The organism is Streptomyces sp. NPDC057694, assembly GCF_042799415.1.
Classification (GTDB): Bacteria; Actinomycetota; Actinomycetes; order Streptomycetales; family Streptomycetaceae; genus Streptomyces.
Window position 1 is genome coordinate 1 of the sequence record NZ_JBHVIX010000034.1, and the last position, 13,003, is coordinate 13,003.

Genomic DNA, 13,003 nt, shown 5'->3' on the forward strand with positions numbered 1-13,003 from the left:
TTCCCCGCGCCCCTGAGGCAGGCGCTTCGCGCCGCCTCCCCTGAAGGCCGCAGGCCTTTCAGGGGCGCGGGGAACTGCGCGACCAGCCACGACGAGACCGGCACCCGACCACAAGGAAGAGCAGCGCGAAGCGCACGCTCCAGGGGCGCGGGGAACTGCGCGCTCAACCGCCCTGGGTCAGGCCCTCGACCAGTTCGTCGGCGGCCCGGTACGGGTCGAGGTCGCCGGAGACGATGCGTTCGGCGAGGGCGCCGAGGCGGCGGTCGCCCGAAAGGTCGCCGATCCGCTCGCGCAGGGCGGTCACCGCGATGGTCTCGACCTCGCGGGACGCACGCGCCGCCCGCCGCTCGGAGAGCACCCCGCGCTCCTCCATCCACGCCCGGTGCTTCTCCAGCGCCTCGACCACCTCGTCGATGCCCTCGCCCCGCGCCGCGACGGTCTTCACGATGGGCGGCCGCCAGTCCCCGGCGGCCCGGGACTCCCCGAGCCCCAGCATGTGGTTCAGCTCCCGGGCGGTGGCGTCGGCCCCGTCCCGGTCGGCCTTGTTGACGACGTACACGTCACCGATCTCCAGGATCCCGGCCTTGGCGGCCTGGATCCCGTCGCCCATTCCGGGCGCGAGCAGCACCACGCTCGTATCGGCCTGCGAGGCGATCTCCACCTCGGACTGCCCGACGCCCACGGTCTCGACGAGGACGACATCGCATCCGGCGGCGTCGAGTACCCGGATGGCCTGCGGCGCGGCCCACGCGAGCCCGCCCAGATGCCCGCGGGTGGCCATGGAGCGGATGTAGACCCCGGGATCGGAGGCGTGCTCCGACATCCGCACCCGGTCACCGAGCAGCGCGCCCCCGCTGAACGGCGACGACGGGTCCACGGCGAGGACCCCGACCCGCTTCCCGGCCCGCCGGTAGGCGCTCACCAGAGCCGACGTGGAGGTCGACTTGCCGACCCCCGGCGACCCGGTGAGCCCGACCACGTACGCGTTCCCCGTCAGCGGGGCGAGGGCGGCCATGACCTCGCGCAGCTGCGGGGACGCCCCCTCCACCAGCGAGATCAGCCGGGCCACGGCCCGCGGCCTGCCCTCTCTCGCCTGGGCGACCAGCGTGGGGACGTCCTGCATCACAGCTCCGTTCCGTCAGACCCTTACCAAGAACCGGTGCACCGAACCGGTTACGCCTTGGGTACCCGCAGCACGAGCGCGTCACCCTGACCGCCGCCGCCGCAGAGCGCGGCCGCGCCGACCCCGCCGCCGCGCCGCTTCAGTTCGAGGGCGAGGTGCAGCACGATGCGGGCGCCGGACATCCCGATCGGGTGACCCAGGGCAATGGCACCGCCGTTGACGTTCACCCTTTCCGAGGACACGCCGAGGTCCTTCATTGACTGCACCGCGACGGCCGCGAACGCCTCGTTGATCTCGATCAGATCAAGATCCGCGACGCCGAGGCCCTCCTTCTTGAGGGCGTGCTGGATCGCGTTCGACGGCTGCGACTGGAGCGAGTTGTCCGGACCCGCCACGTTGCCGTGCGCGCCGATCTCCGCGATCCAGTCCAGGCCCAGCTCCTCGGCCTTGGCCTTGCTCATGACGACGACCGCCGCGGCGCCGTCCGAGATCTGCGACGAGGTGCCGGCCGTGATCGTGCCGTCCTTGGCGAAGGCGGGACGCAGCTTGCCGAGGGACTCCGCGGTGGTCTCGGCGCGGATGCCCTCGTCCTTGCTGAACAGGACCGGGTCGCCCTTGCGCTGCGGGATCTCGACGGGCGTGATCTCGGCCTCGTACAGGCCGTTCTTCTGCGCGGCGGCGGCCCGCTGGTGCGAGAGGGCGGCCACCTCGTCCTGCTCGGGACGGGCGATGCCGAGCCGGGTGTTGTGCTTCTCCGTCGAGGCGCCCATGGGGATGTTCTCGAAGGAGTCGGTGAGGCCGTCGTGGGCCATCGCGTCGAGCATCTCGACCGCGCCGTACTTGTAGCCCTCACGGGACTTCGGCAGCAGGTGCGGGGCGTTCGTCATGGACTCCTGGCCGCCCGCGACCACGATGTCGAACTCACCCGCGCGGATCAGCTGGTCGGCGAGCGCGATGGCGTCGAGGCCCGACAGGCACACCTTGTTGATGGTGAGCGCCGGGACGTTCATGGGGATGCCCGCCTTGACGGCGGCCTGGCGGGCCGGGATCTGCCCCGCCCCGGCCTGGAGCACCTGCCCCATGATCACGTACTGCACCTGGTCGCCACCGATTCCCGCACGGTCGATGGCGGCCTTGATCGCGAAGCCGCCCAGATCGGCTCCGGAGAAGGACTTGAGGGACCCCAGCAGACGGCCCATGGGCGTCCGGGCGCCCGCGACGATCACTGAGGTGGTACCGGTCGTTCCAGACATGAGGCACGGCCCCTTGGGAGATGAGGAGTGAACGAGGGTTTACTCGAATGTACTGAGCGGTACGCCGCCCGTCACCGGCCAGTGAATGTGATCGCGCGCACGTTGCGTAACCACCACGGACCGCGCTGCACTTGACCCATGCTGACGCGAATCGACCACATCGGGATCGCCTGCCACGACCTGGACGCGACCGTCGAGTTCTACCGGGCCACGTACGGCTTCGAGGTGTTCCACACCGAGGTCAACGAGGAGCAGGGCGTGCGCGAGGCCATGCTCAAGATCAATGAGACCGGAGACGGCGGAGCCTCCTACCTCCAGCTCCTGGAACCGACCCGCGAGGACTCCGCGGTGGGCAAGTGGCTGGCCAAGAACGGTGAGGGCGTGCACCACATCGCTTTCGGTACGGCCGACGTCGACGCCGACGCCGACGCCATCAGGGACAAGGGCGTACGCGTCCTGTACGACGAGCCGCGGCGGGGTTCGATGGGGTCGCGCATCACGTTCCTGCACCCCAAGGACTGTCACGGCGTACTGACGGAACTCGTCACCTCAGCCCCTCAGGAGTCGGCCGACCACTGACCTCCGCATACTCGGGCCGGTAGGGTTGGGGAGCGACTGCCGCAACCAGCGGACGGTCGTGGGCCGGGGTCCGGGTATCGGGGGACGAGGGTCGGGGCAGAAAGGCCGGAACATGTGGGCCTCGAGCGCCGACTGCGTACTCCTTGTCGATCTGACACCATTCCCCGGGGGCCCCGTTCGGCGTATGGACGGAGCTCGTAAGGAAGAACTTGCGACCAGGGGACGGATGGGACCGCGCAGTGCGGGGCTACGAGAGCCAGGACGGCCGGCGGCCGGCTGAGACCGACCATCTCTCGCGGTTCGAAGCCGAGATGGAGCGGCTGAAGACCGAGCGGGAGAAGGCCGTCCAGCACGCCGAGGACCTGGGCTACCAGGTGGAGGTGTTGCGCGCCAAGCTGCACGAGGCGCGCCGCAGCCTCGCGTCCCGGCCTGCCTATGACGGGGCGGACATCGGCTATCAGGCCGAGCAGCTGCTCCGTAATGCCCAGATCCAGGCCGAGCAGCTGCGCGCCGACGCCGAGCGCGAGCTGCGCGACGCCCGCGCGCAGACGCAGCGCATCCTCCAGGAGCACGCCGAGCAGCAGGCCCGGCTCCAGTCCGAGCTGCACACCGAGGCGGTCAACCGCAGGCAGCAGCTCGACCAGGAGCTGGCCGAGCGCCGCCGCACGGTCGAGACCCACGTCAACGAGAACGTGCAGTGGGCCGAGCAGCTGCGGGCCCGCACCGAGCAGCAGGCCCGCCGGCTGCTCGACGAGTCCCGCGCCGAGGCCGACCAGTCGCTCTCGGCCGCCCGCGCCGAGGCCGAGCGGGTCGCCGCCGAGGCCGGCCGCCGGCTGACCGGCGAGGCGGAGACCGCGCGCGCCGAGGCCCAGGCGCTCCTGGCCCGCGCCCGCCAGGACGCCGAGCGCCTGCTCAACGCGGCGTCGACGCAGGCCCAGGAGGCCACCGACCACGCCGAGCAGCTGCGCACGAGCACGACCGCCGAGTCGGACGCCGCACGCCGCCAGGCCGGTGAGCTGAGCCGCGCCGCCGAGCAGCGGATCGCCGAGGCGGACACCGCGCTGCGCGAGGCCCGCGCCGAGGCCGACAAGGTCCTCACGGAGGCCAAGGACGCCGCCGCCAAGCAGCTCGCGAGCGCCGAGTCCGCCAACGAGCAGCGCACGCGGACCGCGAAGGAGCAGGTGGCCCGTCTCGTCCAGGAGGCCACCAAAGAGGCGGAGAGCACCAAGTCGGAGGCCGAGCAGGTCGTCGCCGACGCCAAGGCCGAGGCCGAGCAGCTGATCGCGCAGGCCAAGGAGAAGGCCCGTACGGTCACCGCGGAGGAGACCGCGGGCGAGCTGGCGAAGGCCGCCCGCACCGCCGAGGACGTGCTCAACAAGGCCTCCGAGGAGGCCAAGTCGACGACGAAGGCCGCCACCGAGGAGGCCGAGCGGATCCGCACCGAGGCCGAGGCCGAGGCGGACCGGCTGCGCGCCGAGGCGCACGACATCTCCGAGCAGCTCAAGGGTGCGGCCAAGGACGACACCAAGGAGTACCGGGCCAAGACGGTCGAGCTCCAGGAGGAGGCCCGCCGGCTGCGCGGCGAGGCCGAGCAGCTGCGGGCCGAGGCCGTCGAGGAGGGCGAGCGGATCCGGGCCGAGGCCCGCCGCGAGGCCGTCCAGAAGGTCGAGGAGGCGGCCGGCACCGCCGAGCAGCTCCTCGCCAAGGCGCGGACCGACGCGGACGAGCTGCGGGGCGCCGCGACGACCGAGTCCGAGCGGGTGCGCACCGAGGCCATCGAGCGCGCCACGGGCCTGCGCAAGCAGGCCGAGGAGACGCTGGAGCGGACCCGCGCGGAGGCCGAGCGGCTGCGCGGCGAGGCCGACGAGCAGGCCGAGGCGACCCGCGCGGAGGCGGAGCGCGCCGCGCAGGCCCTCAAGGACGAGACCGAAGACGCCATAAGGAACCGGCAGGACGAGGCGGCCCGCGAGCTGACCCGGCTGCACACCGAGGCCGAGGAGCGCCTCACGGCGTCGGAGACGACGCTGACGGACGCCCGCGCGGAGGCCGAGCGGCAGCGCCGCGAGGCGGCCGACGAGGGCGACCGGCTGCGCTCCGAGGCCGCCGAGCGCGTCCGTACGTTGCAGGCGCAGGCCGAGACGGAGGCCGAGCGACTGCGCACCGAGGCCGCCGCCGACGCCTCGACGACCCGCTCCGAGGCGGAGAACATCGCCGTACGGCTGCGGTCCGAGGCCGCCGCCGAGGCCGAGCGGCTCAAGACCGAGGCCCAGGAGTCCGCCGCCCGGCTGCGCGCCGAGGCGCAGACCGCCGCCGAGCGGATCTCCACCGAGGCCGCCGAGACGCTGGCCGCCGCGACCGAGGAGGCCGCTCGCAGGCGCCGCGAGGCCGAGGAGACGCTCGGCAGCGCCCGCCAGGAGGCCGACCAGGAGCGTGAGCGGGCCCGCGAGCAGAGCGAGGAGCTGCTCGCCGTCGCCCGCGCCCGGGTCGAGGAGGCGCAGACCGAGGCCACCCGGCTGGTCGAGGAGGCGGACCGGCGGGCCACCGAGCTGGTCTCCGGCGCCGAGCAGACCGCGCAGCAGGTACGCGACTCCGTGTCCGGGCTCCAGGAGCAGGCCCAGGAGGAGATCACCGGTCTGCGCTCGGCCGCCGAGCACGCGGCCGACCGTACGAAGCAGGAGGCGCAGGAGGAGGCCGACCGGGTCCGCTCCGACGCGTACGCGGAGCGCGAGCGGGCCGCCGAGGACGCGAACCGGCTGCGCTCCGAGGCGACCACCGAGGCGGAGGCCGCCAAGTCGCTGGCGGAGCACACCGTCTCGGAGGCGATCGCCGAGTCCGAGCGGCTGCGGAGCGAGGCCGCCGAGCACGCCCAGCGGGTCCGCACCGAGGTCTCCGACCTGCGTTCGGGCGCCGACCAGGACGCCTCGCGCACCCGCGCCGAGGCCCGCGAGGACGCCAACCGCATCAGGTCGGACGCCGCCACCCAGGCCGACACCCTGATCGGCGAGGCGCGTACCGAGGCCGAGCGGCTGACGGCGGAGACGAACGCCGAGGCGGAGCGGGTCGGCGCGGAGTCCGCCGCGGCGGCCGAGAAGCGGGTCGGTGACGCCACCACGGAGGCCGAGCGGCTGCGCACCGAGTCCGTCGCCAAGGCCGAGAAGCTGATCGCGGACGCGTCGGGCGACGCGGAGCGGCTGCGCGCCGAGGCCGCGGAGACGGTCGGTTCGGCGCAGCAGCACGCGGAGCGGATCCGTACCGAGTCCGAGCGCGTCAAGGCCGAGGCGGCCCAGGAGGCGGAGCGCGTCACGAGCGCCGCGCGGGACGAGGCGGAGCGCACCCTGGACGAGGCCCGCAAGGACGCGAACAAGCGCCGTACGGAGGCCGCCGAGCAGGTCGACACGCTCATCACGGAGTCCGCGGTCGAGGCCGACAAGCTGACGCGCGAGGCGCAGGAGTCGGCGCAGAAGACGACCGCCGACGCCGAGGCGCAGGCCGACACGATGGTCGGCGCGGCCCGCACGGAGGCCGAGCGGCTGATGGCCGAGGCGACCGTCCAGGGCAATACGACGGTGGAGAAGGCCCGGACCGACGCGGACGAACTCCTCGTCGGGGCCCGCCGGGACGCCACGCAGATAAGGGAGCGGGCCGAGGAGCTGCGCGACCGCATCACGGGCGAGATCGAGGAGCTGCACGAGCGTGCGCGCCGCGAGTCCGCGGAGGCGATGAAGAACGCGGGCGAGCGCTGCGACGCCCTGGTCAAGGCCGCCGAGGAGCAGCTCACCGAGGCCACGGCCAAGTCCAAGGACATTCTCAACGACGCCAATTCGGAGGCCGGCAAGGTCCGGATCGCCGCCGTCAAGAAGGCCGAGGGACTGCTCAAGGAGGCCGAGCAGAAGAAGGCCGAGCTGACGCGCGAGGCGGAGAAGATCAGGGCCGACGCCGAGGAGGAGTCGACGGCCATGATCGAGAAGGGTCAGCGCGATCTGGATGTCCTGGTCAGACGCCGCGAGGACATCAACGCCGAAATCTCCCGTGTCCAGGACGTGTTGGAGGCGTTGGAGTCTTTTGAGACTCCGTCCGGCCCGGGCAAGGACGGCGGCGTCAAGGCCGGTGCCGCGGCGGGGGCTACCCGATCGGGTGGCAAGGGGGCAGAGGACTAGCCAGGAGACCAAGTACCGTGCTTGATGAGGCCGTTCGGCCCTTCTCCTGGCAAGTGCTCCGCCACTACGCCACTCAAAAGGGGTGTCATTCTCCAGATCAAACAGGCATCTGCTCGATGACACGCCGCTTTGACCCCTAGGATTCCCTCTATCACCTCACCGGTCTCATTCGACAGGAACCCCATGAGCGACACTTCCCCCTACGGCTTCGAGCTTGTGCGGCGTGGGTACGACCGCGCTCAGGTGGACGAACGAATCTCCAAGCTCGTCTCCGACCGTGACAGCGCTCTCGCTCGCATCACTGCTCTGGAAAAGCGCATCGAGGAACTCCACCTCGAGACGCAGAACGCCCAGGCCCAGGTGAACGACGCGGAGCCGTCGTACGCCGGCCTCGGCGCGCGCGTCGAGAAGATCCTCCGCCTCGCCGAGGAGGAGGCCAAGGACCTGCGCGAGGAGGCCCGCCGAGCCGCCGAGCAGCACCGCGAGCTCGCCGAGTCGGCGGCCCAGCAGGTGCGCAACGACGCGGAGTCGTTCGCGGCCGAGCGCAAGTCCAAGGCCGAGGACGAGGGCGTCCGGATCGTCGAGAAGGCCAAGGGCGAGGCGTCCACGCTGCGCTCCGAGGCGCAGAAGGACGCGCAGTCCAAGCGCGAGGAGGCGGACGCCCTCTTCGAGGAGACCCGCGCCAAGGCCGCCCAGGCCGCCGCGGACTTCGAGACGAACCTGGCCAAGCGCCGCGAGCAGTCGGAGCGCGACCTGGCCTCGCGTCAGGCCAAGGCCGAGAAGCGCCTCGCGGAGATCGAGCACCGCGCGGAGCAGCTCCGCCTGGAGGCCGAGAAGCTGCGCACGGACGCCGAGCGCCGCGCCCGCCAGACGGTGGAGACGGCTCAGCGCCAGGCCGAGGACATCGTGGCCGACGCGAACGCCAAGGCCGACCGCATCCGCTCGGAATCCGAGCGCGAGCTGGCGGCGCTCACCAACCGCCGCGACTCGATCAACGCGCAGCTGACGAACGTGCGCGAGATGCTGGCCACCCTCACCGGTGCGGCGGTCGCCGCCGCCGGTGCGCCGGTCGAGGACGAGCCCATTTCCCGTGGGGTTCCGGCTCAGCAGTCCCGCTGAGCCCGCGCCTCTCGCGAAACGCTGTAAGCCCCCTGCCCCAAACAAGTGGCAGGGGGCTTATCGCCGTTCTAGCGTGGCCCCATGATTGAGCTCGAGGGGCTGACGAAGCGCTACGGCGACAAGACCGCCGTCGACAACCTCACCTTCAAGGTCCGGCCAGGCATCGTCACGGGCTTCCTGGGCCCGAACGGCGCGGGCAAGTCGACGACCATGCGCATGATGCTCGGGCTCGACAACCCCACCGCGGGCTCGGTCCGGATCGACGGCAATCAGTACGCCCGGCTGAAGGACCCCCTCAAGTTCATCGGCGCGCTCCTCGACGCGAAGGCGATGCACGGCGGGCGCAGCGCGTACAACCATCTGCTCTGCCTCGCCCAGTCCAACGGCATCCCCAAGAGCCGGGTGTCCGAGGTCCTGGACACGGTCGGTCTGACCTCGGTGGCCAAGAAGAAGTCGAAGGGCTTCTCGCTCGGCATGGGGCAGCGGCTCGGCATCGCGGGCGCGCTCCTCGGCGACCCGCAGATCCTGATGTTCGACGAGCCGGTGAACGGGCTCGACCCCGAGGGCATCCACTGGATCCGCAACCTGATGAAGTCCCTCGCGGCCTCGGGCCGTACGGTCTTCGTCTCCTCGCACCTGATGAGCGAGATGGCGCTCACCGCGGAGCACCTGGTGGTCATCGGGCAGGGCCGGCTGCTCGCCGACACGTCCATGGCGGACTTCATCCGGGAGAACTCGCGGTCGTTCGTGCGGCTGCGCTCGCCCCAGCGCGAACGGCTCCTCGACGTCCTGCACGAGAACGGGATCACGGTCGTGGAGTCCGGCAACGGCACCCTCGAAGTCGACGGCGGCTCCCCCGAGCAGCTCGGCGAGCTGGCCGCGAGCCACCAGCTGGTGCTGCACGAGCTGAGCCCGCAGCAGGCGTCCCTCGAAGAGGCCTTCATGCAGCTGACCGCCGGGTCGGTCGAGTACCACGCGCACTCGGGCGAGGCGGCGCCGCCACCGCAGCAGCAGCAGCCCCAGCAACAGGGCTGGGGCGCGTCCTGGAACCGTGACAAGAACCAAGGGAAGGGGGCCTGAGATGGCCACGGCCCAGGTCCTCAGATCCGAGTGGACCAAGATCAAGTCGGTCAACTCGACGGCCCTCACCCTCAGCCTCGCCGTCATCGTCTCGGCCGGGCTCGGCATGCTCGTCAGCGCCCTGTCCAACAACGACTTCAAGAACCTCTCCACCGAGAGCAAGCTGACCTTCGACCCGACCTTCATCTCCTTCTCCGGGCTCTCCCTCGGGCAGCTGGCGATGGTGGTGTTCGGGGTGCTCGTCGTGGCCAGCGAGTACAGCACGGGCATGATCCGTACCTCGCTCGCGGCGGTCCCGCAGCGCGGCACGTTCCTGTTCGGCAAGATCGCGGTGGCCTCGCTGCTCGTCCTGGCCGTCGCGCTGGTCACCAGCTTCGCGTCGTTCTTCCTCGGCCAGCTGATGCTCGGCGACCACAGCACGGACCTGGGCGCCCCGAACGTGCTGCGCGCGGTGATCGGCGCCGCCGTCTACATGACGCTGGTGGCGATGTTCTCCATGGGCGTCGCCTCACTGCTCCGCTCGCCGATGCTCTCGCTGGGCATCCTCATGCCGTTCTTCTTCCTGATCTCCCCGATCCTCGGCAGCGTCTCGGCGACGAAGAAGGTCGCCCAGTACTTCCCCGACCAGGCGGGCTCCCGGATCATGCAGGTGGTCACCCCGGCCAACGACGACACCGCGTACGGGCCGTGGGGCGGCCTGGCGATCCTGCTGGTCTGGGTGGCGGTGGCCCTGATCGCGGCCTACGCCCTGCTGAAGAAGCGGGACGCATAGCGGCGCGGCCCTGGGTCGTCTTTCGTCCGCGGCCCGGTGGCCGCTTCTCGCGCAGTTCCCCGCGCCCCTGAAGGCATGCGCTGCGCGCAGCCTTCCCCGATGAGATGCCGCACGCAGTGCGCATCTCAGGGGCGCGGGGAACTGCGCGCCCAGCCACCGCGAACCGTCAGAGAACCGCGATCCCCCGCCCCGACGGCGCTCGAAGATCCACCCCGCACCCTCCGGGACACCCGGCACAGAGCCCCCCTGCCCCCGCCCATCCCTTTGCTCACTCTTGGCCGGAACCGTCAGCGCTCGGATACGCTCCTAACCCTTACGGGGGCGTCTGCCCCGACGTCCTGAACCTTTCAGAAACGTTCAGACCTTCCGATGGGTGCGGAGAATGATCGAGGCAGTCGGCCTGACGAAGCGCTACGGCGCCAAGACAGCCGTGTACAACCTTTCCTTCCAGGTGCGGCCGGGTACCGTGACCGGCTTCCTGGGTCCGAACGGCTCGGGCAAGTCGACGACGATGCGGATGATCCTCGGCCTCGACAAGCCGACGCAGGGCCGGGTGACCATCGGCGGACACCCGTACAACGAATTGCCGAACGCTCCGCGCCAGGTCGGCGCCCTGCTCGACGCGAAGGCCGTGCACGGCGGCCGGACCGCCCGCAGCCATCTGCTGAGCCTGGCCCAGCTCTCCGGCATCCCGGCCCGCCGGGTGGACGAGGTGCTCGGTGTCGTGGGCCTCCAGGAGGTGGCGAGACGGCGGTCGAACGGGTTCTCGCTCGGCATGGGCCAGCGGCTCGGCATCGCGGCGGCGCTGCTCGGCGACCCCCAGGTGCTGCTCTTCGACGAGCCGGTCAACGGCCTGGACCCGGAGGGCATCCTCTGGGTCAGGAACCTGATGAAGTCGCTGGCCGCCGAGGGCCGTACGGTCTTCGTCTCCTCGCACCTGATGAGCGAGATGGCGCTGACCGCCGAGCACCTGATCGTGATCGGCCGCGGGCAGCTGCTCGCCGACATGAGCGTCCGGGACTTCATCGCTCACAACTCGGCCGGTTTCGTCCGCGTCCGCACCCCGGACACCGAGCCGGAGCAGCGCGAGAAGCTCAGCACGGCGCTGACCGAGGCCGGCGGCCAGGTGCTGCCCGAGCCGGACGGCGCGCTGCGCGTGACGGGCCTGCCGCTCCCGCGGATCAGCGACCTCGCGCACGAGTCGGACGTCCGGCTGTGGGAGCTGTCCCCGCACCAGGCCTCGCTCGAGGAGGCATACATGCGGATGACGCAGGGCGCCGTCGACTACCGCTCCACGGTCGACCAGCGGGCGGGCCTCCAGCAGCAGCCGGCGCCCGGCGCGGTGCCGCCGCAGGCGCCGATGCCGATGCCGGGCCAGGACCAGCCGGGCTGGTACGCCCCGCCGCCGCCCCAGGGCCCGCCGCAGCAGCCCCCGGTCGCGGCCGAGAACCCCTACGCCGCCCCGCAGCCCCCGGCGCCCTTGCCCGCCGCTCCCCCGGTCGCGCCCGTCCCGGCGAACCCGACGGCCGTCCTGCGCAAGCCGGACACGACGAACAACACGAACACGACGGACGAGACGCAGAAGGACGACGCCCGATGAGCACGCCGCCCCCGCCCTACGCCCCGCCCGGCGCCTCGTACCACTCCCCCATCCCCGTACGCCGCGCGCACCTCGGTGACGCGCTCGCCTCGGAGTGGACGAAGATCAAGTCGGTGCGCTCCACGATGTGGACGCTCGGCGTGATGATCGTGCTCATGGTCGGCATCGGTCTCGCCTCGGCCGCGGTCGTCGCCTCCGCCGACACCTCGTCGATGGACGGCAACGAGACGCTGGGCCTCGGTTTCTTCGGTGTGCTGCTCGGCATCATCTGCGTGATCACGCTGGGCGTCCTGACCATCGCGTCCGAGTACGGCACCGGCATGATCCGTACGACGATGACGGCCTGCTCCAGCCGCAGCCGGGTGCTGGCCGCCAAGGCGATCGTGTTCTTCTCGCTGGTCTTCGTGCTGACCACGGTGATCGCCGGGCTGGTCGGCGCGCTCCAGGTGGCCATCGTGGGCGCCGAGGACTCACCGACCGGCGGCATGTGGTTCAAGTCGACCGTCGGCGTCGGCCTGTTCGTGGCCCTGCTGGGCCTGCTCGGCCTGGCGCTCGGCACGCTCGTCCGGCACTCGGCGGGCGCGATCACCATCATGATCGGCCTGGTGCTGCTGCCGCTGGTCCTCGCGCTGTTCATGTTCGCGGAGTCGCTCAAGGACCTCCAGCAGGCCCTGCTCGAATACTCGATCCCGAGCCAGCTCGCCGTGCTCTACGACAACTCGGTGGCGGGCGGCTCGGGACCGTCCGGCTGGGACCCGCTCTGGATCATGGTCGTCGTCACCGGCATCGCCCTCGCCGCCGCGTTCGGCAGTCTCAACAGCCGCGACGTGTAGAGCGAGATGCCCGCCTCATAGCGCGGCCTAATAGCGCGGCGCGTTCCGGGACCGCTGCACCTTCGTGGTGCGGCGGTCCTTCGCGTTCCAGCACGCCTTGTGCCAGTGGCGCCGGTCGTCCACACCGCCGTACTCGGGCCAGGCCACGACATGAGCGACCCCGGAGGCGATCTCCTGGTCGCATCCGGGGCAGCGGTAGGTCTTGCCGACCGCGCTCGCGCCCGCGACATGGCGCACGCTCCACTCCTCGCCCTGCCAGTGCTCCGTGGACTGGAACCCGCCGTAGCGCCGCCCCTCGTCCTCGCTGCTGCCGGACGATCCGCCGGTCTTCGGGCGGTTGCGACGCGGGGACACGGATCACCTCACGGGGTGCTGGTACGAAAGTGGGGGCTTGGACCAGCGTACGCCGACGGAGCTGGGGCGATCGGCCGTCACCACGGCCCGCACCGGGCCGCTCCGGCCCCACCGGTACCGGCGCTGCACAGAA

Annotated in this window: 10 protein-coding genes; 7 read left to right on the forward strand and 3 right to left on the reverse strand. The window is 71.5% G+C overall.

The window, feature by feature from the left end; genetic code table 11:
* Window positions 1–163 precede the first annotated feature (163 nt).
* Window positions 164–1,123 (reverse strand): methylmalonyl Co-A mutase-associated GTPase MeaB, encoded by a 960-nt coding sequence (gene meaB, locus ACFVDP_RS39890; protein ID WP_383501386.1) that lies wholly within the window; start codon window positions 1,121–1,123, stop codon window positions 164–166.
* 50 nt (window positions 1,124–1,173) lie between these two features.
* Window positions 1,174–2,376 (reverse strand): acetyl-CoA C-acetyltransferase, encoded by a 1,203-nt coding sequence (locus ACFVDP_RS39895; RefSeq protein WP_383501389.1) that lies wholly within the window; start codon window positions 2,374–2,376, stop codon window positions 1,174–1,176.
* A 138-nt stretch (window positions 2,377–2,514) separates the two neighbouring features.
* On the opposite strand from ACFVDP_RS39895, the gene mce reads away from it, so the two are divergent.
* The 7 genes from mce to ACFVDP_RS39930 all read left to right on the forward strand — a co-directional run bounded on the left by mce (window position 2,515) and on the right by ACFVDP_RS39930 (window position 12,516).
* Window positions 2,515–2,955: a methylmalonyl-CoA epimerase gene (mce, locus tag ACFVDP_RS39900; RefSeq protein WP_383501392.1), complete on the forward strand. Its 441-nt coding sequence runs from the start codon at window positions 2,515–2,517 to the stop codon at window positions 2,953–2,955.
* A 239-nt stretch (window positions 2,956–3,194) separates the two neighbouring features.
* Window positions 3,195–7,112, forward strand: a complete 3,918-nt coding sequence (gene scy / locus ACFVDP_RS39905) for a polarized growth protein Scy (RefSeq protein ID WP_383501395.1) — start codon at window positions 3,195–3,197, stop codon at window positions 7,110–7,112.
* A 183-nt stretch (window positions 7,113–7,295) separates the two neighbouring features.
* Window positions 7,296–8,231: a cellulose-binding protein gene (locus ACFVDP_RS39910; RefSeq protein WP_351451254.1), complete on the forward strand. Its 936-nt coding sequence runs from the start codon at window positions 7,296–7,298 to the stop codon at window positions 8,229–8,231.
* Between the two features lie 81 nt (window positions 8,232–8,312).
* Complete coding sequence (locus tag ACFVDP_RS39915; RefSeq protein ID WP_383501399.1) at window positions 8,313–9,311, forward strand: ABC transporter ATP-binding protein; 999 nt, start codon at window positions 8,313–8,315, stop codon at window positions 9,309–9,311.
* A 1-nt stretch (window position 9,312) separates the two neighbouring features.
* Complete coding sequence (locus ACFVDP_RS39920; protein WP_383501402.1) at window positions 9,313–10,083, forward strand: ABC transporter permease subunit; 771 nt, start codon at window positions 9,313–9,315, stop codon at window positions 10,081–10,083.
* 382 nt (window positions 10,084–10,465) lie between these two features.
* Complete coding sequence (locus ACFVDP_RS39925; protein WP_383501405.1) at window positions 10,466–11,683, forward strand: ABC transporter ATP-binding protein; 1,218 nt, start codon at window positions 10,466–10,468, stop codon at window positions 11,681–11,683.
* Window positions 11,680–12,516, forward strand: a complete 837-nt coding sequence (locus ACFVDP_RS39930; RefSeq protein WP_383501408.1) for an ABC transporter permease — start codon at window positions 11,680–11,682, stop codon at window positions 12,514–12,516. Before ACFVDP_RS39925 ends, ACFVDP_RS39930 begins: the two co-directional genes overlap by 4 nt.
* A 27-nt stretch (window positions 12,517–12,543) precedes the next feature.
* On the opposite strand, the gene ACFVDP_RS39935 is transcribed toward ACFVDP_RS39930, so the two are convergent.
* Window positions 12,544–12,870 carry an ATP/GTP-binding protein gene (locus ACFVDP_RS39935; RefSeq protein WP_383501411.1) on the reverse strand — a complete coding sequence of 109 codons (327 nt, stop codon included), beginning with the start codon at window positions 12,868–12,870 and terminating at the stop codon, window positions 12,544–12,546.
* Window positions 12,871–13,003 lie beyond the last annotated feature (133 nt).